25 protein-coding genes are annotated in these 26034 nt (G+C 71.4%); 14 read left to right on the top strand and 11 right to left on the bottom strand.

The features are described 5' to 3' along the window. Positions 1–60: 60 nt before the first annotated feature. Positions 61–1209, top strand: coding sequence for a flavodoxin-dependent (E)-4-hydroxy-3-methylbut-2-enyl-diphosphate synthase (gene ispG / locus CLV46_RS11210; protein WP_211282186.1), 1149 nt, complete (start codon positions 61–63; stop codon positions 1207–1209). A 54-nt stretch (positions 1210–1263) separates the two neighbouring features. Here the strand turns inward: ispG and CLV46_RS11205 are convergent, their stop codons facing one another. After that, positions 1264–2634, bottom strand: a complete 1371-nt coding sequence (locus tag CLV46_RS11205) for an HNH endonuclease signature motif containing protein (RefSeq protein WP_100364845.1) — start codon at positions 2632–2634, stop codon at positions 1264–1266. 363 nt (positions 2635–2997) lie between these two features. Here CLV46_RS11205 and CLV46_RS11200 point away from each other — a divergent pair, with 363 nt between their 5' ends. Beyond that, on the top strand, positions 2998–4758 hold the full coding sequence (locus CLV46_RS11200; protein ID WP_100364844.1) for a proline--tRNA ligase: 1761 nt from the start codon (positions 2998–3000) through the stop codon (positions 4756–4758). 80 nt (positions 4759–4838) lie between these two features. Here the strand turns inward: CLV46_RS11200 and CLV46_RS11195 are convergent, their stop codons facing one another. Continuing rightward, positions 4839–7379 (bottom strand): metallophosphoesterase, encoded by a 2541-nt coding sequence (locus CLV46_RS11195; RefSeq protein ID WP_211282185.1) that lies wholly within the window; start codon positions 7377–7379, stop codon positions 4839–4841. Between the two features lie 199 nt (positions 7380–7578). Here CLV46_RS11195 and nusA point away from each other — a divergent pair, with 199 nt between their 5' ends. The 4 genes from nusA to rbfA all read left to right on the top strand — a co-directional run bounded on the left by nusA (position 7579) and on the right by rbfA (position 12431). Further along, positions 7579–8607: a transcription termination factor NusA gene (nusA, locus tag CLV46_RS11190; RefSeq protein WP_100364842.1), complete on the top strand. Its 1029-nt coding sequence runs from the start codon at positions 7579–7581 to the stop codon at positions 8605–8607. A 24-nt stretch (positions 8608–8631) separates the two neighbouring features. Then, complete coding sequence (locus CLV46_RS11185) at positions 8632–8937, top strand: YlxR family protein (RefSeq protein ID WP_281253571.1); 306 nt, start codon at positions 8632–8634, stop codon at positions 8935–8937. Between the two features lie 104 nt (positions 8938–9041). Further along, positions 9042–11837, top strand: coding sequence for a translation initiation factor IF-2 (gene infB, locus CLV46_RS11180; RefSeq protein ID WP_100364841.1), 2796 nt, complete (start codon positions 9042–9044; stop codon positions 11835–11837). Between the two features lie 138 nt (positions 11838–11975). Continuing rightward, positions 11976–12431, top strand: coding sequence for a 30S ribosome-binding factor RbfA (gene rbfA / locus CLV46_RS11175; protein WP_100364840.1), 456 nt, complete (start codon positions 11976–11978; stop codon positions 12429–12431). A 12-nt stretch (positions 12432–12443) separates the two neighbouring features. Here the strand turns inward: rbfA and CLV46_RS11170 are convergent, their stop codons facing one another. The 4 genes from CLV46_RS11170 to CLV46_RS11155 all read right to left on the bottom strand — a co-directional run bounded on the left by CLV46_RS11170 (position 12444) and on the right by CLV46_RS11155 (position 15287). Then, positions 12444–13304, bottom strand: a complete 861-nt coding sequence (locus tag CLV46_RS11170; RefSeq protein ID WP_100364839.1) for an Fpg/Nei family DNA glycosylase — start codon at positions 13302–13304, stop codon at positions 12444–12446. Positions 13305–13387: 83 nt separating this feature from the next. After that, complete coding sequence (locus tag CLV46_RS11165) at positions 13388–13990, bottom strand: ribonuclease FAU-1 family protein (protein ID WP_100364838.1); 603 nt, start codon at positions 13988–13990, stop codon at positions 13388–13390. A gap of 70 nt (positions 13991–14060) precedes the next feature. Beyond that, positions 14061–14306 carry a hypothetical protein gene (locus tag CLV46_RS11160; protein WP_100364837.1) on the bottom strand — a complete coding sequence of 82 codons (246 nt, stop codon included), beginning with the start codon at positions 14304–14306 and terminating at the stop codon, positions 14061–14063. A gap of 72 nt (positions 14307–14378) precedes the next feature. After that, entirely contained in the window at positions 14379–15287 is a 909-nt protein-coding gene (locus CLV46_RS11155; RefSeq protein WP_100364836.1) for an HhH-GPD family protein, read from the bottom strand. A 22-nt stretch (positions 15288–15309) separates the two neighbouring features. Here CLV46_RS11155 and CLV46_RS11150 point away from each other — a divergent pair, with 22 nt between their 5' ends. Next, a complete protein-coding gene (locus CLV46_RS11150; protein ID WP_100364835.1) occupies positions 15310–15723 on the top strand; it encodes a hypothetical protein in 414 nt (137 codons plus the stop codon). A gap of 13 nt (positions 15724–15736) precedes the next feature. Here CLV46_RS11150 and CLV46_RS11145 read toward each other — a convergent pair whose 3' ends face one another. Then, entirely contained in the window at positions 15737–16741 is a 1005-nt protein-coding gene (locus CLV46_RS11145) for a ketopantoate reductase family protein (protein WP_100364834.1), read from the bottom strand. 54 nt (positions 16742–16795) lie between these two features. On the opposite strand from CLV46_RS11145, the gene truB reads away from it, so the two are divergent. Genes truB through CLV46_RS11125 form a run of 4 tightly spaced genes read left to right on the top strand, consistent with a single transcriptional unit; the run spans position 16796 to position 19533 of the window. Further along, complete coding sequence (gene truB, locus CLV46_RS11140; protein ID WP_245866752.1) at positions 16796–17752, top strand: tRNA pseudouridine(55) synthase TruB; 957 nt, start codon at positions 16796–16798, stop codon at positions 17750–17752. Beyond that, positions 17749–18117: a hypothetical protein gene (locus tag CLV46_RS11135; protein WP_100364832.1), complete on the top strand. Its 369-nt coding sequence runs from the start codon at positions 17749–17751 to the stop codon at positions 18115–18117. The genes truB and CLV46_RS11135 overlap by 4 nt, the downstream gene beginning before the upstream one ends. Before the next feature lie 37 nt (positions 18118–18154). Beyond that, complete coding sequence (locus CLV46_RS11130; RefSeq protein WP_100364831.1) at positions 18155–18580, top strand: hypothetical protein; 426 nt, start codon at positions 18155–18157, stop codon at positions 18578–18580. Beyond that, positions 18580–19533, top strand: a complete 954-nt coding sequence (locus CLV46_RS11125; RefSeq protein WP_100364830.1) for a bifunctional riboflavin kinase/FAD synthetase — start codon at positions 18580–18582, stop codon at positions 19531–19533. Before CLV46_RS11130 ends, CLV46_RS11125 begins: the two co-directional genes overlap by 1 nt. Here the strand turns inward: CLV46_RS11125 and CLV46_RS11120 are convergent. Both CLV46_RS11120 and CLV46_RS11115 read right to left on the bottom strand, forming a co-directional pair. Next, the gene (locus CLV46_RS11120; RefSeq protein WP_100364829.1) at positions 19521–20078 is read right to left on the bottom strand and encodes a hypothetical protein; all 558 of its coding nucleotides are present in this window, start codon (positions 20076–20078) and stop codon (positions 19521–19523) included. The genes CLV46_RS11125 and CLV46_RS11120 overlap by 13 nt on opposite strands. A 115-nt stretch (positions 20079–20193) precedes the next feature. After that, positions 20194–21549 (bottom strand): HNH endonuclease signature motif containing protein, encoded by a 1356-nt coding sequence (locus CLV46_RS11115; RefSeq protein ID WP_157802303.1) that lies wholly within the window; start codon positions 21547–21549, stop codon positions 20194–20196. A gap of 462 nt (positions 21550–22011) precedes the next feature. On the opposite strand from CLV46_RS11115, the gene CLV46_RS11110 reads away from it, so the two are divergent. Then, a complete protein-coding gene (locus CLV46_RS11110; protein ID WP_100364827.1) occupies positions 22012–23232 on the top strand; it encodes an MFS transporter in 1221 nt (406 codons plus the stop codon). A 12-nt stretch (positions 23233–23244) separates the two neighbouring features. Here CLV46_RS11110 and CLV46_RS11105 read toward each other — a convergent pair whose 3' ends face one another. Both CLV46_RS11105 and CLV46_RS11100 read right to left on the bottom strand, forming a co-directional pair. Next, positions 23245–24174 (bottom strand): ROK family protein, encoded by a 930-nt coding sequence (locus CLV46_RS11105; RefSeq protein ID WP_100364826.1) that lies wholly within the window; start codon positions 24172–24174, stop codon positions 23245–23247. Further along, on the bottom strand, positions 24171–24476 hold the full coding sequence (locus tag CLV46_RS11100; protein ID WP_100364825.1) for a hypothetical protein: 306 nt from the start codon (positions 24474–24476) through the stop codon (positions 24171–24173). Before CLV46_RS11100 ends, CLV46_RS11105 begins: the two co-directional genes overlap by 4 nt. A 54-nt stretch (positions 24477–24530) precedes the next feature. Between CLV46_RS11100 and CLV46_RS11095 the strand changes: the two genes are divergently transcribed. Next, a complete protein-coding gene (locus tag CLV46_RS11095; RefSeq protein WP_100364824.1) occupies positions 24531–24992 on the top strand; it encodes an SRPBCC family protein in 462 nt (153 codons plus the stop codon). A gap of 9 nt (positions 24993–25001) precedes the next feature. Beyond that, a complete protein-coding gene (deoC, locus tag CLV46_RS11090) occupies positions 25002–26015 on the top strand; it encodes a deoxyribose-phosphate aldolase (RefSeq protein WP_100364823.1) in 1014 nt (337 codons plus the stop codon). Positions 26016–26034 lie beyond the last annotated feature (19 nt).

The following is a 26034-nucleotide window of genomic DNA, read 5'->3' as shown; positions in this document are numbered from 1 at the left end:
CCACCCGTCCGACGCGCGCACCACAGCATCCGTTCACCGCCTCGCGCGTAGGCTGAGGGGGTGCCCGCAGTGAACATCGGAATGCCCCGCAAGCCGGAGGTGCTCGCCCCCCGACGCAAGTCCCGCCAGATCAAGGTCGGCAAGGTGCTGGTCGGTGGTGACGCACCCGTGAGCGTGCAGTCGATGACCACGACGCCCACCACGAACATCAACGCGACCCTCCAGCAGATCGCCGAGCTCACCGCGTCCGGTTGCGACATCGTGCGCGTCGCCGTGCCGAGCCAGGACGACGCCGACGCGTTGCCGATCATCGCGAAGAAGAGCCAGATCCCGGTCATCGCCGACATCCACTTCCAGCCGAAGTACGTCTTCCAGGCGATCGACGCCGGATGCGCGGCCGTGCGCGTGAACCCGGGCAACATCCGCAAGTTCGACGACCAGGTCGGCGCGATCGCGAAGGCGGCGAAGGATGCGGGCGTCTCACTGCGCATCGGCGTCAACGCCGGATCGCTCGACCCTCGACTGCTCCAGAAGTACGGCAAGGCGACCCCGGAGGCGCTCGTCGAGAGCGCCGTCTGGGAGGCGAGCCTGTTCGAGGAGCACGACTTCCACGACTTCAAGATCTCGGTCAAGCACAACGACCCGGTGATCATGGTGCAGGCGTACCGGTTGCTCGCCCAGCGTGGGGACTGGCCGCTCCACCTCGGCGTGACCGAGGCCGGCCCCGCGTTCCAGGGCACCATCAAGTCCGCCACCGCGTTCGGCATCCTGCTGTCGGAGGGCATCGGCGACACCATCCGCGTCTCGCTCTCCGCCCCTCCCGCGGAGGAGGTCAAGGTGGGCCTGCAGATCCTGCAGTCGCTCAATCTGCGCGAGCGCAAGCTCGAGATCGTGTCGTGCCCGTCGTGCGGCCGCGCCCAGGTCGACGTGTACTCCCTCGCCGACAGCGTGACGGAGGGCCTGCAGGGCATGACGGTGCCGCTGCGCGTCGCGGTCATGGGCTGCGTCGTGAACGGACCGGGCGAGGCCCGCGAGGCGGACCTCGGTGTCGCCTCCGGCAACGGCAAGGGCCAGATCTTCGTCAAGGGCGAGGTCATCAAGACGGTCCCCGAGTCGGAGATCGTGCAGACGCTCATCGACGAGGCGAACCGCCTCGCGGCCGAGATGCCCGCGAGCGAGACCGGCACCCCCGAGGTCGTCACCGTCTGACCTTCGCCGGGCGGCGTCTGCGCGGCGCTCGGACGGGCGCGGCGAGCGTGGGGCTTAGCGGGATCTCGCGGTGGCGGGGGCGCGCATGGTTGCACGTTGTCGTCCGACGGGGCGCCACTGCTGTTCTCGGTCGATGTGGGGTGGGGCGAGCAGGTGCGGTTTGCCGCGGATCATCCGGAGCCGGTAGGTGCTGGCGTGCAGCATCGTGTGATGCGCGGGGCACAGCAGCACCCCGTTGTTCACGTCGGTGGGGCCGTTGTCGCTCCATTCGACGATGTGGTGCGCGTGACACCACGACGGTGGGGCTGTGCAGCCGGGCCAGACGCAGCCACCGTCTCGGACAGCGAGGGCCCGACGTTGCGCGGCGGTGAAGAGGCGCTCCCTCCGACCGAGGTGGAGCACTTCGCCGTTCGCGCCCAGCACGATGGTGGACGTGTCGGCGTCGCAGGTGAGGGCGTGGGCGGTGAACGCGCTGATCGGGGTGTCGATGTCGTCGATCCACGCCACCCCTTCACCGGTGCGGAGGTCGTCGGCGGTGACGATGATGTTGACCAACGCCGTCGGACGTAGCGACCCGCTCTCGCCCGGGTTTCGCAGTCCAGCGGTGACCAGTCCGATGAGGGTGTCGAACTGCCGTTGGTCCCTCGTTCGCGGATCGAGGCGCGGGTCGGCCGGGTCGAGGTCGTCGGGGTCCAGGAACCGGGGCGTTCGGTCGGGTGCAGCGCTGTCCGCCATCGCGGCGCGCAACAGGCCCGCGGAGAACGGGTCGGCGACACCCGAGAACGGTGTCATCCCGTCCCGCTCTCGTCCCATCGTGAACCGGCGTTGTGCGCGGAGGATCTCGTCACGGGGGCGGACGCCGTCCGGGTCGAGGCGCGCCTGCCACACCGCCAGCGCTGCCTTCAGCGCGTCGGCCGAGTGCAACGTGGCGAGGTCGACGAGGTCGCGCTCCGCCTGCTCGAGTGCCTCGTAGTCGGCACATCCGTCGGCCGCGGTGTCGAGCATGTCGACGATCCGCGCGGCCGATTCGGTGCCGATGCGCCCGTCGCGTACCGCGTCCGCGACCGCGGGGTGGCGGGCGGGAAGCACTTCACCGGTGAGGGCGACACGGTCACGCAGCGCGTCGGCGAGGCGGATGCGAGCGCCTGCCTCGCGTTGCGACACGAGCGTGAGCCGTTCGATCAGGTGCGCGGGCCGGGTGCAGCCGTGACGGTAGGCGAGCCCCTCGGTGCCGAGCTCGCGCCGCGACCGTCCCGCGAGCTCACCGGCGGCCACCACTCGAAGTGCGTCGAGCACCCGGCCCGCGGCTTCGCTGCGGGCGGTGAGGTCGCACACTTCCGTGTCGGTGAGGGTGTCGGTGGGCAGCGCGGCGGCCTCGCGGAGCAGGTGTTCCGCCTGCTCGATGAGGGCCGCTGCTGTGTTCATGTCCTCAGTGTGAGGGGTGCCACGGACATTGCATTTATCCCGATCAGGAGCGCCTTTCGCTGTGGAGAACCGGTTCACGGAGGCTCCTGTGGAGGAGTAGTGGAGGCGGAGTGGGTGGCGCGGGATGGCCGCTTCGACAGGCTCGGCGACCGGGATTGTGGTCGATCATCCGCGTGCGGCACCCCCGGATTGGGGCTGCGCCGAGAGTGCGCTGAGACGGGACGATGAAGCTCGGTCCGGGGGTGGGCCGAACACCGTCCCCGTCGACCTTCCCGGTGGGGGCAGCCCCCCTGCTCCCACCGGGCCTAGCCGCAACGCGGCCGCGCCGACGAAGCTCCGCATCCGCGTCGATAGCATGGGGCGGTGCCCACTCGCCTGACCCAGCTCTTCCTCCGCACCCTCCGCGAAGACCCCGCCGACGCCGAGGTGCAGAGCCACCGCCTGCTCGTGCGCGCCGGCTACATCCGCCGGCAGGGACCGGGCATCTTCGCCTGGCTCCCGCTCGGTTTGCGGGTGAAGGCCCGGATCGAGAAGATCATCCGCGAGGAGATGGCCGCCGCGGGTGCCCAGGAGGTGCACTTCCCGGCGTTGCTGCCGAAGGAGCCCTACGAGCGCTCCGGCCGCTGGGAGACCTACGGCGACGGCATCTTCCGTCTCAAGGACCGCAAGGGCGCCGACTACCTGCTCGCACCCACCCATGAGGAGATGTTCACCCTCATGGTCAAAGACCTGTACTCCTCGTACAAGGACCTGCCCCTGTCGATCTACCAGATCCAGGACAAGTACCGCGACGAGGCCCGCCCGCGCGCCGGTCTGCTGCGCGGCCGCGAGTTCACGATGAAGGACGCCTACTCGTTCGACTACACCGACGAGGGGCTCGAGATCAGCTACATGGCGCAGCGCGACGCCTACGAGCGGATCTTCTCCCGCCTCGGCCTCGAGTACGTCATCGTCGCCGCCGACAACGGCCTGATGGGCGGTGCCCGCAGCGAGGAGTTCCTGCACCCGACTCCCATCGGCGAGGACTCCTTCGTGCGCACGGACGGCGGATACGCCGCCAATGTCGAGGCGTTCACGACCGTCGCCCCTGACCCGCAGCCCACTGAGGGGCTGCCCGAGGCGACGATCCTCGACTCGCCCGGAACTCCGACGATCGCGACGCTCGTCGACCTCGCGAACGATCGCTACCCGCGTGAGGACCGCGCCTGGACGGCGGCCGACACCCTCAAGAACGTCGTGCTCGCCCTGACCCACCTCGACGGCACCCGCGAGCTCGTCGTCATCGGCATCCCCGGTGACCGCGACGTGGACATGAAGCGCGTCGAGGTGGCGTTCGCGCCCGCCGACGTCGAGCCCGCGACCGAGGCGGACTTCGACTCGAACGCCGGTCTCGTGAAGGGCTACATCGGCCCCTGGTCGCCCACCGGACCCGTGCTGGGCCTCGAGTCGGCGACGAACATCCGGTACCTGCTCGACCCGCGCGTCGTGGACGGCACCTCGTGGATCACCGGGGCCAACGAGCACGAGAAGCACGTGTTCGGTCTCGTCGCCGGTCGCGACTTCGTCGGCGACGGATGGGTCGAGGCGGCGGAGGTGCGCCCCGGCGACCCGTCGCCCGACGGTTCCGGACCGGTCGAGATCGCCCGCGGCATGGAGATCGGGCACGTGTTCCAGCTCGGCCGGTTCTTCGCCGAGGAGCTCGGGCTCAAGGTTCTCGACGAGAACGGCAAGCTCGTGACGGTCACGATGGGCTCTTACGGCATCGGCGTCACGCGCATCCTCGCCGTCATCGCCGAGAGCAACAACGACGAGAAGGGCCTCATCTGGCCCGCCGAGGTTAGCCCGTTCGACGTGCACGTCGTCGCCACCGGCAAGGATGCGGCGGTGTTCGAGGTCGCGGATGCGCTCGCCGGCCGCCTCGAGCAGGGCGGACTCGAGGTGCTCTACGACGACCGTCCGAAGGTCTCGCCGGGCGTCAAGTTCGGCGACGCGGAGCTCATCGGAGTACCGACGATCGTCATCGTCGGCCGCGACGCCGCGGAGGGATTCGTCGAGCTGTGGGACCGCCGCAGCGGCGAGCGCGTCAAGCTCTCGGTCGACGAGGTCGTCGCCCGTATCGGCTGACCCGACACGTCGAGGGCGCGAGCGCACGAGGAAGGGCCCCGCACGACGCGAGTCGTGCGGGGCCCTTCCCGTGGGAGGTGTTACTCGGCCGACTCGGTGCCGGCCTGGGCGGCGCCCGTCCGGCGGCGTCGGGCGATCAGCACGCCGGCGAGACCGGCGAGCAGCAGCACGCCCGCGCCGATCGGCACGATCGGCGACACGGTGCCGCCCGTCGAGGCGAGACCGTCACCGGCCGGGCGCGGAGTGCCCGAGCCCGGTGTACCGGAGCCGGGAGTGCCCGTGCCCGGGGTGCCCGTACCGGGGTCGGTCGGGGCCGCGGCGATCGCGAACGTGCTGCCGATCGGGTCGGAGACGCGCGGGCCGAAGCCCTGGCGCACCTCGACCGCGTACTCGCCCGGGGCGAGCGCGGCGCGGGGGAGCACGGCGGCGCTCCGCATGCCCGCGTGGGCGGCGCCGCCGGCGGCGACCTGCTCGCCGACCGGGATGCTCCACGAGCCGTCCTCCGCGACGACGGCGGTGCCGGCGAGGTCGCCGGTGAGCGTCACCGTGGCGCCGGGGGTGCCCTCACCGGTGATCTCGTCGATCACGGTGCCGGCCGGCAGGGTGCCGGTCGGGAGCTCCGCCGAGAAGCCCGACAGGTCGGGGCGCGCGGTGAGCCACTGCTCCGGGGTGGTCGGGTGGTCGATCACGCGCGTCTCGCCGATGCAGCCCGCCCAGCCGTTCGTGGCGTGGTCGTCGACCCAGTCGGCGCCGAACACCCACGGCATGTCCTCGTTGAGGCTGTGACCGAGGGTGTCGGTCGCATTGCGCAGCACCGGGGCGCCGTCGACGTACATGGTGGTGGTCTGCTTCGCCGGGTCGTTCACCATCGCGACGTGCACCCAGCGGTCGAGGATGATCTCGCCCGACCACGCGGTGCGGTCGCCCTTGGTGGTCGTCACGGGCACCTCGGTCCACTGGAACTCCTTGAGGTTCGAGAGTCCCAGAGCGACGGGTGAGGCGGTGTAGTCCCACTGCGACCACGGCATGCCGGGCAGCTGGCTGCGGTTGCCGGAGCGCACGATCGCCTTCATCCAGCTGTTCGCATCCGAGTTCCACGATTCGTCGATCTTGAGGAACGTCTCGATCGTGTAGCCGTTCTCGAGCTGCGCGTTGTTGACCGCCGCGGTGTCCTCGGTGGCGAGGATGCTGAACCGGTCGGTGCGCTTGTCGCTGTTCGCGAAGCACACGGCGGCCGAATCCGACGAGAACGGGTTCGCGTCGTCGTCCACGGTCACATCGCCCACCTGGGCGGAGTCGGAGCCGCTCGCGGTGATCGGAACGCGGTGCAGGTCGGCGTCGCCGGCGATGTCCTCGAAGGTCTGACCCTCGGCCACGACGCCCTCCCCGGTGCCGCCGAAGCGCCAGTGCGCGAGCGTGCCCTCGACCTCGACGAAGTCGTCACGCGAGCCCGGCTGCTGCAGGTCGATCGGCTCCGGGCCCTCGAACCCGTCGAGCAGGATGTCGCGCGCCTTCTGGGTGAGCGACGGCTCGTCGGGCGTGCCCGCGGTGAAGTCGGGCGCGAACCGGGCGAAGCGCTCCTCGAAGTCGAGGTCGATCGTGAACTGCTGGTTCGGCTCCTCGAGGAACGCCTGGTCGTACGAGGTGAGCGACTCGCGCGGCTTCCAGACCACCCACGGCGACGCCGTCTGCACCGAGATCCGGTTGTTCGTGAGGTCGAACTCGAGCAGGCCGAGGAAGCCGTTGCCGCCCTCGTACGCCATCTGGTAGTCCATGAGCACCTGCGTGACCGGGTGACCGAAGTCGTTGGTCTTCGTCAGCTGCGTCGAGCCGTGGAAGTGGCCGTTGAAGGTCAGGAAGATCTGGTCGTTCGCGCGGATCAGCTTCTCCCAGAGGCGCTGGCCGTACGGGTCCTCCTTGGGCGAGACGCCGTCGGGCTGGATGTTCAGCAGCGAGTGGGTGGTGAGGATGACCGGGAGGGTGGGGTTCGCGTCGAGCACCTCCTGGGCCCAGGCGAGGGTCGCGTCGGAGGCGCGCCAGCTGAGCGCGAGCACGAGGAACTGCTGTCCCTCCGCCTCGAACACGTGGTACTGGTTGAACCCGGTCGGGTCGCTGCCGCCGTAGGTCGACTGTTCCGCTGCGCGCTCGGCGCCGAACCACTGCACGAAGGGCTCGTTCGCGAGGTCGTAGTCGGTGTCGTACCAGTCGTCGGCCGAGTTCCGCACGTCGTGGTTGCCGGCGAGGATCGAGTAGGGCACGTCGGCGTCGTCGAGGGTCTGCATCGCACGGTCGGCGGCCTCCCACTCGCGCGTCGTGCCGACCCGGTCGACGACATCGCCGAGGTGGGCCACGAAGGGCACCTTCAGCTCCTCGGCGTGGTCGGCGAGCCACTGCGTCTGCACGGCGAACGGGTCGTTGCCGTAGCGCGGCATGAACTGGTCGGCGGAGTAGCGGGCGTAGAACTGCGTGTCGGGCAGCACCGCGAGGGTGAAGCGCGACGCGAGGTCCTCCGCCGCGGTGGCGGGGAGCGGTGCGGCGGCGAGCGGCGCGAGCACGGCTGCCGTCGCCGCGAAGGCGGGGAGCAGGCGCCGGCGGCGGGAGCGCGGACGGTCAGGGGTCACCGAGGGTCCAATCTGGCTGGGGGAGCGGGGGCCGCGAGTGCGGCTCGCCCACCGTGTCGACGCCAGGTGAACGCGAATCGTCAATTCGCCTGCCGTCCGTTGAACACCGGGACGTGATCCAGGACGCTCGGCTCGGGTATCGTAGGGAGAACGCCGGAAGAGCGGTACCGGCGTCGAGATCTGAATAGTGGAGGCCCCCGTGGACATCGACCTCAGCGTGCTGCGAATGCTGGAGCGGGAGCGCGAGATCCCCTTCGACGAGCTCGTCCGCATCATCGAGCAGGCCATCCTGACCGCCTACCTGAAGCACGTCGGCGAGCAGAAGACGCCCGGCGACACCAAGGCGGCCGGCGAGCACAAGCCCGAGGCGCCCGGCGCGCGGGTGGAGCTCGATCGCAAGACCGGTCACGTGACCGTGTACGTGCCCGAGTTCGACGAGAACGGCGAGCAGATCGGCGAAGCCGTCGACTCCCCGTCCGACTTCGGCCGCATCGCTGCGTTCGCCGCGAAGCAGGTCATCAACCAGCGGCTGCGCGACATCGGTGACGACAAGGTGCTCGGCGAGTTCCGCGGACGCGAAGGCGACATCGTCGCCGGCGTCATCCAGCAGGGACCGAACCCGCGCATGGTGCACGTCGACCTCGGTTCGATCGAGGCCATCCTGCCCCCCGAGGAGCAGGTGCCGGGCGAGGAGTACACGCACGGCTCCCGCATCCGCGTCTACGTCACGAGCGTGTCGAAGGGGCTCAAGGGCCCGTCGATCACCGTGAGCCGCACCCACCCGTCGCTCGTGCGCAAGCTCTTCGCGCTCGAGGTCCCCGAGATCGCGAGCGGCGTCGTGGAGATCACCTCGCTCGCCCGCGAGGCCGGTCACCGCACGAAGATCGCCGTGCGGGCGAAGGAGCCGGGCGTGAACGCCAAGGGCGCCTGCATCGGCGAACTCGGACAGCGCGTGCGGGCCGTGACCGCCGAGCTCAACAACGAGAAGATCGACATCGTCGACTACGCGGAGGACCTCGCCACGTTCGTCGCGAACGCCTTGTCTCCGGCCAAGGTGACGAGCGCGTTCGTGATCGACCCGGCGACGAAGGCCGTGCGGGCGCTCGTGCCCGACTACCAGTTGTCGCTCGCGATCGGCAAGGAGGGGCAGAACGCCCGCCTCGCCGCGAAGCTCACCGGCGCCCGCATCGACATCCAGCCCGACTCGATCCTCGAGGACGAGGCCTGAGCGCGTTCCGCTGAACGCGAGATCGTGCGCCCGGGGGTCGACCTCCGGCCGGGAGGGACTACACTGGAAGCCGTCAGAACCTGCCTCGGTTGTCGGCAGCGTGACTCACGATCGGCCTTGCTGCGCGTGATCGCGCGCGATGGCCAGGTGATCGTGGATGTCGCAGCCCGCTTGCCGGGTCGTGGCGCGTGGGTCCACCCCACCCGCGATTGCGTCGAGACCGCCATCCGGCGCCGCGCCTTCGGTCGTGCGCTCCGGGTCGACGGCCCCCTCGCCGCGGAACCGGTTCTGACATATCTCGGGAACCACCCGAATCCATCTACCAGCTGACGGAACAGGCTGAACGGCACATGGACAACTAATGAGCGGCTCGAAATGAGACCCGTCACCCACTAGCGTCCGCCCTGTCTGGGCGGGCCCCAGACAGGAGAATTGTGGCAAAACCACGCGTACACGAGATCGCGAGCGAACTCGGCGTCGACAGCAAGACCGCGCTTGAGAAGCTCAAGCAGATGGGCGAGTTCGTCAAGGGACCGTCCTCGAGCATCGAGCCGCCGGTCGCCCGGCGGCTGAGGGCCGCACTGCAGGCCGACGGCGCCTCCGCCGCTCCGGCGAAGCCCGCCGCTGCGCCCGCGAAGCCGGCCGCCGCGTCGACCCCGTCGGCGCCGTCCGCGCCGCGTCCCGGCCCGGCCGCACCCGCGGCTCCGGCCGCGCAGCCCGCGCCCGCCGAGGCGGCACCCGCCGCTCAGCCGGCTCCCGCAGCACAGGCGGCTCCGAGTGCTCCGGCGCCGCAGCGCCCCGCCGCCGAGCGTCCGCAGGCGCCCGCCGCACCCGCGGCGTCGTCCGCCGCTCCGGCCGCGCCCGGCGCGGCCAAGCCGGGCACCCCGGCCGGTGGCCCCCGCCCCGGCATCCCGCGCCCCGGCAACAACCCCTACGCCCCCTCGCAGGGCATGGCTCGACCGGGTGGACCCCGGCCCGGCATCCCGCGTCCGGGCAACAACCCGTTCGCGCCCTCGCAGGGCATGCAGCGCCCCGGCGGACCCCGTCCGGCCGCGCCGCGCCCCGGCACCCCGCGTCCCGGTGTGCCCGGACAGCGTCCGAACGCGCCCTTCCAGCAGCGCCCCGGTGGTGGTGGTCGACCCGGCGGTGCCGGCGGCGGCTTCCAGCGTCCCGGCGGTGCCGGCGGCGGTGCGGGCGGCGGCTTCCAGCGTCCCGGCGGCGGCTTCAGCGGCCCCCGTCCCGGTGGTGGCGGCGGTCGCGGTCGTGGCCCCGGCGGTGGTACCGCGGGTGCCTTCGGTCGCGGCGGCGGCAAGAGCAAGGCGCGCAAGTCGAAGCGGACGAAGCGGCAAGAGTTCGAGATGCGGGATGCCCCGTCGCTCGGCGGCGTCAGCGTTCCCCGCGGCAACGGCAACACGGTCATCCGCATGCGCCGCGGCGCGTCGATCTCCGACTTCGCGGACAAGATCGAGTCGCTGACCGGCATGCAGGTCGCCCCCGGAAACCTCGTCACCGTGCTGTTCCAGCTCGGTGAGATGGCGACCGCGACCGAGTCGCTCGACGAGGCCACCTTCGAGGTGCTCGGCGCCGAGCTCGGCTACAAGGTGCAGGTCGTCTCGCCCGAGGACGAGGACAAGGAGCTCCTCGAGGGCTTCGACATCGACCTCGACCAGGAACTCGCCGACGAGAGCGACGAGGACCTCGAGATCCGTCCGCCGGTCGTGACCGTCATGGGTCACGTCGACCACGGTAAGACGAAGCTCCTCGATGCGGTCCGCCAGGCGAACGTCGTCGCGGGTGAGGCCGGTGGCATCACCCAGCACATCGGTGCCTACCAGGTGTGGACCGAGCACGAGGGCTTCGAGCGCGCCATCACCTTCATCGACACCCCGGGTCACGAGGCGTTCACCGCCATGCGTGCCCGTGGTGCGCAGGTCACCGACCTCGCGATCCTCGTGGTCGCGGCCGACGACGGCATCATGCCGCAGACGGTGGAGGCCCTGAACCACGCCCAGGCGGCCAACGTGCCGATCGTGGTCGCGGTGAACAAGGTCGACAAGGAAGGCGCGAACCCGGCGAAGGTGCGTCAGCAGCTCACCGAGTACGGCCTCGTGGCCGAGGAGTACGGCGGCGACACGATGTTCGTCGACGTCTCCGCGCTCACCCAGAAGGGCATCCCCGACCTGCTCGACGCGGTGCTCCTCACCGCCGACGCGGGACTCGACCTGCGCGCCAACCCGAACAAGGATGCGCGCGGTGTCGCGATCGAGGCGAAGCTCGACAAGGGGCGCGGTGCGGTTGCGACCGTGCTCATCCAGTCGGGAACGCTGCGGGTCGGCGACGCGATCGTCGCCGGCACGGCCTACGGCCGTGTGCGGGCGATGATGGACGAGAACGGCGAGACCGTCACCGAAGCGCAGCCCTCGCGGCCCGTGCAGGTGCAGGGTCTCTCGAGCGTCCCGCGAGCCGGCGACACGTTCCTCGTCACCGAGGACGACCGCACGGCACGTCAGATCGCCGAGAAGCGCGAAGCCGTCGAGCGCAACGCCACGCTGGCCAAGGCCCGCAAGCGCATCAGCCTCGAGGACTTCACCCGTGCTCTCGAGCAGGGCAAGGTCGAATCGCTCAACCTCGTCATCAAGGGTGACGTCTCCGGTGCCGTCGAGGCGCTCGAAGAGGCCGTGCTCAAGATCGAGGTCGACGACTCCGTGCAGCTGCGCATCATCCACCGCGGTGTCGGTGCCATCACCGAGAGCGACGTCAACCTCGCGACGATCGACAACGCGATCATCGTGGGCTTCAACGTGCGGCCCGACACGAAGGCCCGCGAGCGCGCCGCGCGCGAGGGCGTCGACATCCGCTTCTACTCCGTCATCTACTCCGCCCTGGAGGAGATCGAGAACTCCCTCAAGGGAATGCTCAAGCCGGAGTACGAAGAGGTGCAGAGCGGTGTCGCCGAGATCCGCGAGGTGTTCCGCTCGAGCAAGTTCGGCAACATCGCCGGTGTCATCGTGCGCAGCGGGACCATCACCCGCAACGCGAAGGCCCGTGTCATCCGCGACGGCGTCGTCATCGCGGACAACCTGGCCATCGAGTCGCTGCGCCGCTTCAAGGACGACGTCACCGAGGTGCGCACCGACTTCGAGGCCGGTATCGGTCTGGGCAAGTACAACGACATCCAGATCGGCGACGAGATCGAGACGATCGAAATGCGCGAGAAGCCTCGGGCGTAAGCCCGTGGTGGGGTCTCCGCCGTCTCCCTCCCTGGGGACGGCGGGGACCCCTACCCCGATTCCCCAGGGAGGGAGACGGCTGCGACCCTGACGCGGTTCGTCGCCGCTCCGGATGTGGGAGAGAGAAGAGGATGTGGAATGGCTGATCCGCAGCGGGCCCGCAAGATGGCGGACCGGATCAAGGAGATCGTCGCGCGCCGCCTCGACCGCGGCCTGCGCGACCCGCGGCTCGGATTCGTGACCATCACGGATGTGCGCGTAACGGGCGACCTGCAGCACGCCTCGATCTTCTACACGGTGTACGGCACCGACCAGGAGCGCGAGGACAGCGCCGCGGCCCTCAAGGCGGCGACCGGCATGCTGCGCACCGAGGTCGGCCGCAACATCACCGCGCGGCTCACCCCGAGCCTCGAGTTCATCGCGGACGCGGTGCCGGAGAACGCAGCCTCGATCGAGCGGTTGCTCGCCGAGGCGCGCCAGCGCGACACCGAGGTGTCGACGCTCGCCGTGAACGCGACCTACGCCGGCGACGAGGACCCGTACGTCAAGCCGCGTGAGGACGACGAGGACGACGAAGACGACGACGAGCGCTGAGCCGCCCCCGCCTCACTTCACGAGGCGCGACAGCAGCCGGTCGGCGAGCGGCTTGCCGCCCGTCTGACACGTCGGGCAGTACTGCAGCGTCGAGTCGGCGAAGATCACCTCGCGCACCGTGTCGCCGCACACCGGGCACGCCTCGCCGGTGCGACCGTGCACCCGCATGCCCGACTTCTTCTCCTTCTTGAGTTCGGACGCCGCGAGTCCCTCCGAGCGGGCGATCGCATCACCGAGGGTCGAGCGGATGGCGTCGTACAGTCGTGCCGTCTCGTCCTCGTCGAGAGTCGCCGGTTTGAACGGCGACATCTTCGCGACGTGCAGGATCTCGTCGGAGTAGGCGTTGCCGATGCCGGCGATGTTCCCCTGATTGCGCAGCACGCCCTTGATCTGAGCGCGTCCGGCGCGCTTGAGGATGCCTCCCAGCACGTCGACCGTGAAGGCGCCGTCGAGCGGATCCGGGCCGAGGCTCGCGATCCCCGGCACGAGTGTCGGGTCGGTGACCACGTACAGGGCGAGGCTCTTCTTCGTGCCCGCCTCGGTGATGTCGAGCCCGTCGCCCTCGTCGAGCACGAGCCGCGCCGCGAGGGGACCCTTCCCGGGCCGCCCGGACGCGGCCGGGGCCCCGTCGCGCCAGCGGATCCACCCCGCCCGCGCGAGGTGGCCGACGAGGTGCAGGTCGCCGATCGCGAGGTCGAGGAACTTGCCGTGACGGGTGACCCGCCACACCGTCTGCCCCGCGAGGGCGGAGACCAGGGGATCGAACGTCTTCAACACGGCGAACGACACGACATCGAGGCGGTCGACGACCCGGCCCCGCAGGCGGGCGTCGAGGTCCGCCGCGAGGGCGTGGACTTCGGGCAGTTCGGGCACGACCCCAGTGTGCATCGCGCCGCCGACGAACGGAACGCCCGCCGCGGCGCCGCTCAGCGGTCGCGCAGGGGGACCCGGGCCCGTCAGATCCGGGTGTCTGCCCAGTCGTCGGGGAGCGGCGGCAGCGATCGCGGCAACGGCGACCACCGGTCCCAGTCCGCGTCGAAGGGCCAGCCGCGGCGGGTCACGAGCGCGACCGCGTCGCGCGCGGCGGAATCGATCCGGGCGCGTTGCCCGGCGGTGAGGATGCCCGCCCCGGTCGCCCACTCGAGTTCGTCCTCGTCTTTGAAGCGCCACGAGTCCGGTCCGACCACGAGATCCAGATACCAGTCGGACGAGTCGAAGCCGATCGCCGTCCGACGCCACGGCGTCTCGAGGTTGACGTAGAAGTGCGACGACCAGCCGTCGTCGCCGAGCCACCGCCACACCGACCACGGGTCGCCCGGGCGGTACACGCGCAGCACCCCGTCGCCGGTCCACTCGTGGGGCTCATACGCGCCGTCCCAGCCACCCGGAAGCATGTTGCGCCCCCGCGGTCCGCCGCGGTCTCCGCTGGAGCGCCATCCGACCACGCCGGCCGGTTGCCAGAGGGCGACCTCCTCCGCCGTGTCGGTGATGACGTGGGTCGGGTAGGCGCCGGAGATCCGGTCCCCGTGGCGCCAGCGGATCAGAGCGGTCTCGGGCATCCTTCGACGCTAGAGCGACCGGATGCGCCGGCGCGCCCTCCTCGCGGACGAGAAGCGCGTCGGCAGGATCTCAGCGGCCGGCGCCGGTGTCGAGGTCGTCGCCCGCCTGCAGGTCGGGCCCGTCGCTCTGAGTGATGTCGATGCCGTCGAAGGCGCCGTCGACGTCGTCGCGCGAATCCGCCGTCGACGGGGCGTCGTCGGAGCTCAGCGCGTCGTCGTCGGTGAGGGGGAGGTCGTCGGGCAGGTCGCCGAAATCGGCGTTGTTGCCCGCCGCGGAGTCGTCGGTGCTCGGAGCCGGGTCGATGGGGTCGCTCATGGGTCCTCCTCGGTGATGGTGCGACCACGCTAGGTGTCGTCGCATCGCCGCACGACGCCGTCGGGCGAACGCTCAGTCGGGGAGTACCCAGCCGTCGTCGTGGGCGCGCACGAGACCGTCGCGCTCGAGCCCGGCGAGAGCGCGCGCGAACTGCGCGGCATCCGGCCAGAGGGAGGCGAGCGCACCCTCCGGTACGGGCACCTCGCTCCGGCGCAGCTCCCCGAGGATCACCCCGCGAGCCTGGCGGTCCGAGCCCTCGTACCGCTTCTGCACGGGTGCGCGCGGTCCCTCGTGCGCCGGGTACCCGGCGGCGCGCCACGCGCACGCCGAGCGGATGGGGCACTCCTCGCACCGCGGCGACCGTGCGGTGCACACGACCGCGCCGAGCTCCATCGCCCCCGCGTTGAACACGGCCGCGTCGGCGTCGTCGTCGGGCAGCAACGCCTCCATCGCGGCGAGGTCGCGCCGGGTCGACGCCGGGCCCGGCAGAGCGGCGCCGTCGACGGCGCGGGCGAGCACACGCCGCACGTTCGTGTCGACGACGGGATGACGCAACCCGTACGCGAAGACGGCGACCGCGCGGGCGGTGTACGGACCGACGCCGGGGAGTTCGAGCAGCGCGTCGACGTCGGGCGGAACCCGACCGCCGTGCCGCTCGGTGATCGCGACCGCGGCGGCGTGCAGATTGAGGGCCCGTCGCGGGTAGCCGAGCCGATCCCACGCCCGCACGGCGTCGCCAGCCGGCGAGGCGGCGAGGTGGCCGGGTGTCGGCCAGCGGTCGAGCCACTCGGCGAGCCGCGGGATGACCCGGGCGACCGGCGTCTGCTGCAGCATGAACTCGCTCACGAGGGTGCCCCACGCGGGGAAGCCGGGCTCCCGCCAGGGCAGGTCGCGCCGGTGCTCGCGGTACCAGGCGACGACCGCCGGGGCGATCACGTTCTGTGCGATCGCAGCCGGTGCACGTTCCGAGGCGTCACCCATCCCTTCACCCTAGGCTCGGCCCATGACCGACCCGACCACGGCCTCCTACGACGCCTTCGCGACGGAGATCCTGCACAACTACCGCACCGGTCGCCGCCTGGTCGGTGTGGACGGAACGCGCCCCGAGGTGGGTGCCGAGTTCGCCGAGCATCTCGCCGAGGCGCTGCGACGCGCCGGGCACGACGCCGAGACCGCCGAGGTCACGGAGGACTTCCCCGACCGCGTCGCGGGGCCCTTCCGCGCCGGCGACGGGGCGGCGATCCTCGTCGCGCACGGCACCGGACTCCACGCCCCGCCATTGAGCGGCAGTTGGAGCTACACCTTCTGGCTCGATTCGGGCGACCCGGTGCCCGGCTCGGCCGATCGGCTCTCGACGGCCATCGTCGACGTGACCGACCCGCAGCATCCGCGGCGGAACTTCGCCGACAGCTGCTGAGCGCGGACGCTGGTCAGCGACCCGGCGCGGCGACGCGCTCGAGCACCTCGTCGGGGGTGAGGAACCGGCCCGTGCGCTCCACCTCGTGCACGAGCTCGACGAGCAGCCGGTTGACGCGCGCCGTCTGATTGGTGCGTTCGGATGCGCGCACGACCGCGCCGTTGAGGTGGTCGATCTCGCTCGGCTGACCCCGCCGGATGCTCTGCAGCGTCGAACCCGGATTCGGCACCGCGCCCATGCGCCGGGCCATCAGCCGCGGGAGCAGCTGCCCGATCGAGAGCGGCAGGGCCGCGAACAGCCTCAACCGCCGGTGGGTGAGCCCCTGGAGCGGACCGAATTCGATCCCACGCGTGAGTCCCACCCGCACGTTCTCCCGCATGCTGTCGGTCATCACGCGGCGCAGGCCGGAGTGCGCAACCACCTCCTGCACGCTCATCCCGGTGATCGCCGGCAGGGCGTTCACCTGGTTGACGACGAGCTTGCTCCACTGCGCACCGGTGAAGTCGGCCACGACCTCCACGGGAAGCAGCGGCGAGAGCACGGATGCGGCGAACCGAGCGGGCACGTCGTGCTCGCCCACCCCGCCGCCGAGGTAGAGCGGACCCGCGGCCGTGACCTCCACCTCTCCGGGTCGCAGATGGGAGGCCGCGAAGACGGCGAGCCCGCCGATCACGTCGGCGTCCGGGGCGGCCGAGCGTGCCGCGTCGACTCCGCCCAGCCCGTTCTGCACGACGACGAGGGGGATGCCCTTGAGCACCGGGGCGTTGGCGCGGATCGCCGCCGGCGCATCCTGGGCCTTCGTGGCGGCGATGACGAACTGCACACCGGCCGGAAGCGTCTCCGCCGCCGAGACGGCGGCGCGGTGCTCGCCCCACGCGCCCGTGAGATGCAGGCCGCTCTCGCGCAGGGTCGCGAGATGCTCGCCACGCGCCGTCACGTGCACCTCGTGGCCGCCGCGGTGCAGCAGCGCCGCGAGCGCGCCGCCCACGGCACCCGCCCCGATCACGCCCGCCCGCATGCCGCGATCCTACGCGGGCGCTCCTCCCACCCGACGCGTTGCTACCCTGTCCCGGTGACCGAGCCCCGCCTGCCCGTCGACGGCTCCCGTGGAGCAGCCCGGCATCCCGGCGGCATCGTGCTCGTCGACAAACCGCTCGGGCTCACCAGCCACGACGTCGTCGCCCGCACGCGGCGCCTCGCCGGCACGCGCAAGGTCGGCCACGCCGGCACCCTCGATCCCGCCGCGACCGGCCTGCTCCTGCTCGGACTCGACTCGTCGACCCGGCTGCTCACCTACCTCGTCGGACTCGACAAGGAGTACGAGGCGGTCATCCGGCTCGGTGCCGCCACGGTCACCGACGACGCCGAGGGTGAGATCGTCTCCCGAGCCTCCGCCGAACTCGTCGGCGCGGTCGACGAGGCCCGGATCCGTGACGCGGTGGCGGACCTCACCGGCGAGATCCTGCAGGTCCCGAGCTCGGTGAGCGCCATCAAGGTCGACGGCCGACGCTCCTACGCCCGCGTGCGGTCGGGGGAGGAGGTCGACCTCCCCGCGCGCCCGGTCACCGTCGCCGAGTTCGAGGTGCGCGGCCTCGACCGTGGGACCACCGACGAGGGCCACCCGTACCTCGACGTCGACGTGCGGGTCGTGTGCTCGTCCGGCACCTACATCCGTGCCCTCGCCCGCGATCTCGGCGCCGCCCTCGGCGTCGGCGGGCACCTCACGGCACTGCGGCGCACGCGCGTCGGGCCGTTCCGGGTGACGGATGCGGTGCCGCTCGACGAGCACGTGCGCGACGGCGCCCTCGCGCCCGTCACCGTCGCGACGGCGCTGTACCCCGAACTGCGGCTCGACGCCGACGGAGTGCGCGACCTCGCCCACGGCAAGCGGGTGAGCGTCGACGGCGCCGAGGACGGCGGGCCGATCGCCGTCACGACTCCGGAGGGACGACTCGCGGGCATCGCGCGCGTCGAACGCGGAGTGCTGCGGCCGCTGGTCAACTTCCCGACCGCGGAGGTGCTCGCGTGATCGAGTGGTTCACGACCGTCCAGGTCGTCGTCGCGGTGGCCGCCGGGCTGTTCGCCCTCGTGCTCGGTCTCGTGGGGCGTGCGCCGAACGACTACACGCTCGGCGCGCTCGCCCTCGTCGAGCTGCTGCTCATCGCTCAGGTCGTGGTGGCGATCGCCGCCCCCGCCTTCGGGAACCTGCCCACCGGTGACGGTCTCGAGTTCTGGGTGTACCTGATCAGCGCGGCGCTGCTGCCGCCGCTCGCGGCCCTATGGGCGCTCATCACGCGGGACCGGTGGAGCACGGTCATCCTCGGCGTCGCCGCCCTCGCCGTCGCTGTCATGGTGTGGCGTATGAACCAGATCTGGTTCGTGCAGGTCGCCTGACACGGTGCACCCGGCGCGCCGCTCTATCCTGGAGGGGATGTCCACCGAGACCACACCGCGCCGTTCGTCGCGCGCGGTCGGCGCGGGCCGCGTGCTCGTCGCCGTGTACGCGATCCTCGCGCTCGCCGCCACCGCCCGATCGATCGTGCAGATCGCCACCCGCTTCGAGGAGGCGCCCGTGGCGTACCTGCTCTCCGCGCTCGCCGGTGTCGTCTACATCGCGGCGACCGTCGCGCTCGTCGCGAAGGGGCGCACCTGGTACCGGGTCGCGTGGGCGACGATCGCCTTCGAACTGCTCGGGGTGCTCGTCATCGGCACGCTCAGCATCGTCGACGCGCAGCTGTTCCCCGCCGACACGGTGTGGTCGGTCTACGGCCGCGGCTACGTGTTCATCCCGCTCGTGCTGCCGGTGCTCGGCCTGATCTGGCTCGCCCGTCACCGCCCGTCGCCCGAGGAGGCGTGATGCAGCGCTTCTTCGAACCCGCGGAGGTGCCGTCGGACTGGGCAGCCAGCGCCGTCACGATCGGCAAGTTCGACGGCGTGCATGCCGGACACCGGGCCGTCATCGCCGAGTTGCGTGCGAGGGCGGAGGCGGCCGGCCTACGGTCGGTCGTCGTGACGTTCGACCGTCATCCGCTGCGCCTCCTCGCACCCGAGAAGTGCCCGGAGTCGCTCACGAGCAACGAGCAGAAGCTCGAACTGATCGCCGCCGCCGGTGTGGACGCGACGCTCATGCTGCGGTTCGACGAACAGCGCAGCACCCAGGAGCCCGAGGACTTCGTGCGCGAGGTGCTCGTCGAGGCCCTGCACGCGCGTCTCGTGCTCGTGGGAGAGGACTTCCGGTTCGGCCGCCGCGGTCGCGGCGACGTGGAGCTGCTGCGACGCCTCGGTGCGGAGCACGGCTTCACGGTCGACCTCATCCCCGATGTGCGTCCGGACGGGGAACGGCGCGCGTCGTCCACCTGGATCCGGGAGCTGCTGCAGGAGGGCCGGGTGCGCGAGGTGTCGTTGCTGCTCGGACGTCACCCGTCGGTGCGGTCGACCGTCGTGCGCGGCGAACAGCGCGGGCGGCTGCTCGGGTTCCCCACGGCGAACCTGCACCCGCGGCTCGAGGGGTTCCTGCCCGCCGACGGCGTCTACGCCGGATACCTCGTGGTCGACGGTGAACGACATCCGGCCGCGATCTCGATCGGCAACAACCCGACGTTCGAGGGTGTGCCCGCACGCCAGGTCGAGGCGTGGGCGATCGACCGCGACTTCGACCTGTACGACCGTCAGGTGGAGGTCGAGTTCGTCGAGTATCTGCGTCCGATGGCGAAGTTCGACGGCATCGACCCGCTCATCGTGCAATTGAAGGCGGACGAGGCGGCCGCGCGGCGCATCCTCGACGTGCCCGCGGCGGCTCAGGAGCGGTAGAACAGCACGAGGAACTCGGCGCAGGTGCGTTCGAGCACCGGCCCGCTCCCGAGGCGCCAGTCGCCGTCGGTCGCGACGAGGGTGCGGCCACGCACGAGACCGCGGATGCGGGACGGACCGGACAGGGCGCGGGCGAGCACCGCGGCTCCCGCGGCGACGGGATCGATGCGCACCGGCAGGTCGGCGGCCCGCCCGGCGAGCACGAGGTCGGCGAGGCATTCGCCGAGGGTCTCGACCCGCACCCGGCCGCTGCTCGCCTCGAGTTCGTCGGCTGCGGAGCGGAGGGTGGTGGCGTCGATGACGGCGTGCGCATCGGTGGTTCGTCCGAGACGCTCCAGCACGGCACGGACGAGGGCCTGCGCGTCGGGTGAACCGGTCGAGTCGGTCGACGTGGTCGGCTCCGTGGAGGCGTCGTCCGCCGTGGGGTCGAGCAGCGCGGCGAACCCGCGCAGCACCTCGGCGGCGGAGGTGGACCAGTCGCTCGACACGCCCGTCTCGTCGACCGCGCGGCGGTGGCTCAGCGGGAGGTGGTCGGCGAGATCCATGGCGCAGTCACCCTACCCGTCGCGCGTCCGCGGTCGGCCCTGTTCCGTTCCCTGAGCTTGTCGAAGGGAACACCCCGTACGACCCGTCGCTTCACCGGGCCAGCGACCGTGTTGCTCAGCCGGAGCGTGCGGCGGCGGGTGTTCGGGTGGCGCGTTGTCGTCCGAGTGGGCGCCACCTCTGGTGGGGGTCGATGTGGGGTGGGGCGAGGAGGTGGGGTTTCCCGCGGATCGCCTTCATCCGGTAGCCGCTGTTGTGGAGCATGTGGTGATGGGCGGCGCAGAGCAGTACTCCGTTGTCGAGGTCGGTGGGGCCGCCGTGTTCCCATTCGAGGAGGTGGTGGGCGTGGCACCAGGATGGTGGGGCGGTGCACCCGGGCCACACGCATCCACCGTCCCGGACCGCGAGAGCGCGGCGTTGCGCTGGGCTGAAGAGCCGTTCCTTACGGCCGAGGTGCAGTACTTCGCCGTTCGCGCCGAGAACGATGGTGCTGGTGTCTGCGTCGCAGAGGAGGGTGCGGGCGGTGAACGCGCTGATCGGTTCGGTGACGTCGTCGATCCACGCCGCCCCGGTGCCGCGGTCGAGGTGGTGGGCTTGGACGACGATGTTCACCATCGCGGTCGGTCGCAACGATCCGCCCGGCGCCCGCACGCCCGCCGTCACGAGGCCGATGAGGATGTCGAACTGGCGTTGATCCCGCGTCCGCGGGTCCAGAAGTGGGTCGCTCGCGTCGAGGTCGTCGGCGTTGAGGAAACGTGGTTGCCGGTCCGGGGCGGTGCCCTCCGCCATCGCCGCACGCAACAGCCCCGCGGAGAGCGGGTCGGCGAGTCCGGTGAACGGGGTCATCCCGTTCACTTCCCGTCCGATCGAGAACCGACGCTGCGCGCGGAGGACCTCGTCGCGGGGGCGGGCACCATCGGGGTCGAGGTATTCGCGCCACACCACGGCTTGGGTCTTCACCAGATCCGCCGACTCCGTCTCGGCCGCCTCCACGAGCATCCGCTCGGCCTTCTCGAGTTGAGTGGGCGTGGCGGTGTCGGCGCTGTCGAGGATGCGGACGATGTGCCCTGCCGACTCCACACCGATCCGTCCACTCCGCACCGCATCCGCCACCATCGGACGTGAGGCGGGCGACACCTCGCCCGAGAGTGCCAGCCGAGGCCGAAGCGCGCCGGCGAGGCGGATCCGCCTCGCGGCCTCGGCCTGCGAGATGCGGGTGATGCGCTCGATCAGGTGCGGCGGGCGTGCGCACCCGTGCCGGTAGCCGAGGCCCTCCGTGCGAAGCTCGGGTCGGGAGCGTTCGGCGATCTCACCAGCCATTGCAACGCGTAGCGCGTCAGCCAAACGACCCACCTGCTCAGTGCGACCGGTCAGGTCGCACAGGGCCGTGTCGGTGAGGTGCTCCACCGGGAGGGCGGCGGCGCGGCGGAGGAGGTGTTCCGCCTGCTCGATGAGCGCCGCTGCTTCGTCCATATGAAGAGTGTGAACCGGACCACCGACATTCCGTTTCCCCCGATCAGGCGGAGGTTTCGCGGTGGATAGGTGCGATCTCCAACCGGTTGTGAAGGAGTGGCGAAAGAGCGTTCGCGGGGTCGCTTCGACAGGCTCAGCGACCGGGTTCTCCGGGTCGGCAGCGGGTCGAGCGAGCGGCGCTCGACGGTCACGCAGATCGACGCGGTTCGTGGGCGTCTCGATACGCTCCTTCGTCGCTACTCGACGAGCGGATGCGTCGCAGCGTCGACCGGCGGCGTCGCGTGCACTCGAGGAGCGGATGCGTCGCAGCGTCGACCGGCGGCGTCGCGTGCGCTCGACGAGCGGGTGCATCGGCGCGACCCCCGGCGTCGACGAGCGGGTGCGCCGCCGCGACCTCGGCGACGACGTGAGCGGTGCCGACCGGCGACCGACGGCCCACACAGGAGCGCCTAGGATCGACGGGTGCCTCCGGCTTCCCTGCGTCCGCTCTGGGCGGGACGGACGGCGGCCCTGCTCGGCATCGTGCTCGTCGCGATCAACCTCCGCACCGCCGTCGCCGCCGTCTCGCCGATCGTCGACCGCATCTCGAACGAACTGCCGATCGACGCCCCGACGCTCGGCCTCATCGGCGCGGCCCCTCCCGTCGCATTCGCCGTGAGCGGGTTGCTCGCGCCGCTGTTCTCGCGCGCGCTCGGACTCGAACGCGCGCTCATGGTCGCGATCCTCGCCATGACGATCGGGCACCTCGGCCGCGCCCTCGCGCCGAACACCACCCTGCTGCTCGTCGGCACCATCGTGGCGCTGCTCGGCATCGGCGTCGGCAACGTGCTGCTGCCGCCGATCATCAAGCGGTACTTCCCCGACCGGGTGGGCCTCATCACCTCCGGCTACGCGACCCTCATGGCGATCAGCACCGCCGTGCCCGCCCTCGTGGCGGTGCCGGTGGCGGATGCGGCGGGCTGGCGGGTGTCGCTCGGCAGCTGGTTCCTCGTCGCGTTCATCGCGCTCATCCCGTGGGTCGTGCAGGCCGCGGCGCATCGCGCGGCAGGCGGTGCTCCCGAGGACCCGGATCAGGGTGCGCCCCTCGCCGGCGGGTTGTGGCGTTCACCCACGGCATGGGCGATCACCGCTGTCTTCGCGGTCTCGAGCCTCAACGCGTACGCGGCCTTCGCCTGGCTGCCCTCCATCGTGCGCGATCTCGCCGGCAGCAGCGAAGCGGAAGCGGGTGCGCTGCTCGCCTTGTTCGCGATCGCCGGTCTGCCCGCTTCCGTGATCGTGCCGATCCTCGCGTCCCGGATGCGCGACGCGAGTCCGCTCGCCTTCGCGGGCGTCGCGTTCTTCCTCCTCGGCTACGGCGGACTCCTGGTCGCGCCGGCCCCGCTGACGGTCCTGTGGGTGCTGCTCATCGGACTCGGTCCGATGCTCTTCCCGCTCGCGCTCGTGCTCATCAACCTGCGCACTCGCGGTCACCGCCAGTCGGTCGCGCTCAGCGGGTTCGTGCAGGGCATCGGCTACGTCGCCGGGTGCTCCGGCCCCGTGCTCGTCGGACTCATGCACGACGCGAGCGGCGAATGGACGGGAGCGATCGTGTTCCTGCTCTCGACCAACATCGTCGCGGTCGTCGCCGGTTTCCTGCTGCGGCGGCCCGTGTTCGTCGACGAAGAGGTCGCCCGCCGACGCTGACCTCCCCGCGGCTCAGAGCGGGGGGACGAGTTCCGCGCGGTGCACGAGGGCGCCCGCTCCGATGAGCGGACCGGCACCCGACAGGCCCGAAGGCACGACCTTCACCTTCGTGACGAACCCGAACTGCACGCGCTCGTCGATGGCCGCCCGGATGTGGTCGAACAGCGCGGGAGAGACGTGCGAGAAGCCGCCGCCGATGGCGACGATCTGCAGATCGACGAGGGCCGTGGCGCTCGCGATGGCGCGCCCGATGGCGAGCCCGGACCGCGCGACGGCCGCGATGGCGATCTCGTCGCCGGCGGCGTGGGCCGCGGCGAGATCCTCACCGGTGAGGCCGGTGAACCCCTGGCGGCGCGCCCACGCGACGGTCTTCGGCCCGGAGGCGATGGCCTCCACGCAGCCGGTGCCGCCGCACGCGCACGGGTCGTCGAAGCCGCCGACCTCGATGTGACCGATGTGTCCGGCGTTGCCGGTCGGCCCCGCGACGGTCGAGCCGTGCAGCACGAGCCCGCCGCCGATCCCGGTCGACACGATGACGCCCATGACGTCGTCGTACCCCTGCGCCGCGCCCACCCAGTGCTCGGCGAGGGCGATGGCGAGGCCGTCCATGCGGAGCGTCACCGGCACGCCGGGCACCAGCTCCTGCACCCGGTCGCGCAGCGGGAACCCGCGCCAGGCCACGAGGTTGAGGGGGGAGACCCGGCCCTCCTGCACGTCGATCGGGCCGGCGGACCCGATCCCGACGCCGAGCAGCTCACGGTCGCCGAGCGTCGCCATGGTGGCGCGGATGCACTCCGCGACGCTCGACCACAGCTCCTCGGTGCTCGAGCTCGCGCCGGTGGGGCGGCGCATCCGGCTGCCTTCGACGACGGTGCCGTCCGGGGCCACGAACCCCGTCTCGACCTTCGTGCCGCCGACGTCGACGGCGAGGGCGAGGCTCACGAGAGCACCGCCGCGGTGATGGCGAGACCGCCGTACAGGGCGGCGAGGGTGGCGACGAGGGCGAGGAGCGGCCAGTGGAAGCCGACCCGACCCGTCCGACGGGCGCGCACGAGAAGCACGAGTCCTCCGATCCAGAGAAGCACGGATGCGATGATCACCGGGATCCCGACGGCGGCCGGCATGCGGCCCCCGTAGATCGCCGCGACGGCGGTGACCCCCGCCGACAGCACGACGAAGGCGATCCCGACGACGAGATCGAGCACGACCGCGCTGCGGCGCGCGGCGGACCCCGTCGACGACATGGGTGCCAGCGTATCGGCTGCCGCGCCGTCGGAGGCCACGCGTAGGCTCGCAACATGGCCCCCCGCGAACTCGAGCGCGTCTACGACGTGGCGCCCGCGATCGTGTGGGACGCCCTCGTCGATCCGGTGCTGCTCGAGGGCTGGCTGGGCCGGGTGAGCGCGCCCCTCACGGCGGGCGCGCACGTGGTCATCCAGTGGCTCGACCCGCACCACGAAGGGTCGACCGTGACCACGGTGGTGCACGCCACGACCGAGCACGAGCTCGAACTCGGTGGCGACATCGCTGTCGTGCTCCGGCTCGAGGCGACCCCGGGTGGGCCGCGCGGCACCCGCACCCGTCTGCGCGTCGACGTCCCCGGCGCGCCCGCGGAGGGCCGTGCACACGCTGCGGCGCACCTCGAAGCGCTCGCCGACCTGCTCCACGGACATCCGGTGGTGTGGGAGCGCTGGGACGACGACTACGCCGCCTTCACGGCGTCGGTGCTCTCTCGGCCGTCGGACGGGACCACTCGGTAGACTCTCCGGGTGAATCAGACCACGACAGCGGCGCTCGCGCCGGCCGAACGAGCGGTGCAGCTCATCGGCGGCGATCTCACCGAGAAGAGCCTGCGCCTGCACCTCGAAGGGCTGCCCGGCGTCGACGCCGTCGGCCTCGAAGAGCGGGCGGCCGGTCTCGGCTCCCGTTCCATCAAGACGACCTCGAAGGCGTGGGCGCTCGACCGCATCATCGAACTCATCGACCTGACGACGCTCGAGGGCGCCGACACCCCCGGCAAGGTGCGCTCCCTCGTCGCGAAGGCGATCACCCCCGACGCCACCGACCCGTCGACACCGCGCGTCGCGGCCGTGTGCGTCTACGGCGACATGGTGCCCTACGCGGTGGAGGCGCTCGGATCGCTGCACGCCGCGGGAGGCGACGAGGGCATCCAGGTGGCGGCCGTCGCGACCGCGTTCCCGAGCGGCCGGGCGAGCCTGCCGGTGAAGCTCGCCGACACGCGCGACGCGGTGGCCGCGGGGGCGGACGAGATCGACATGGTCATCGATCGCGGCGCCTTCCTCTCCGGACGGTACGGCGAGGTGTTCGACCAGATCGTCGCCGTCAAGGAGGCGTGCCGTCGCGAGGACGGCAGCTACGCCCACCTCAAGGTCATCCTCGAGACCGGCGAGCTCGTCACCTACGACAACGTGCGTCGCGCATCCTGGCTCGCGATCCTCGCCGGTGGCGACTTCATCAAGACCTCGACGGGCAAGGTCACCACGAACGCGACCCTCCCGGTCACGCTGCTCATGCTCGGCGTCGTGCGCGACTGGCATCGGCTCACCGGCGAGCGCATCGGCGTGAAACCCGCCGGCGGCATCCGCACCTCGAAGGATGCGATCAAGTACCTCGTGACCGTCGCCGAGACGGCGGGGGAGGAATGGCTCGTGCCGAGTCTGTTCCGCTTCGGCGCCTCGAGCCTGCTCAACGACGTGCTCTTGCAGCGGCAGAAGCTGCGCACCGGGGCCTACAGCGGCGCCGACTACGTCACCATCGACTGACCTCGCCTCGACGGCGGAA

The organism is Diaminobutyricimonas aerilata, from assembly GCF_002797715.1.
GTDB lineage: Bacteria > Actinomycetota > Actinomycetes > Actinomycetales > Microbacteriaceae > Diaminobutyricimonas > Diaminobutyricimonas aerilata.
The sequence above is the reverse complement of the archived record's forward strand: the minus strand, read 5'-3'. Positions and strand labels throughout refer to the sequence as shown.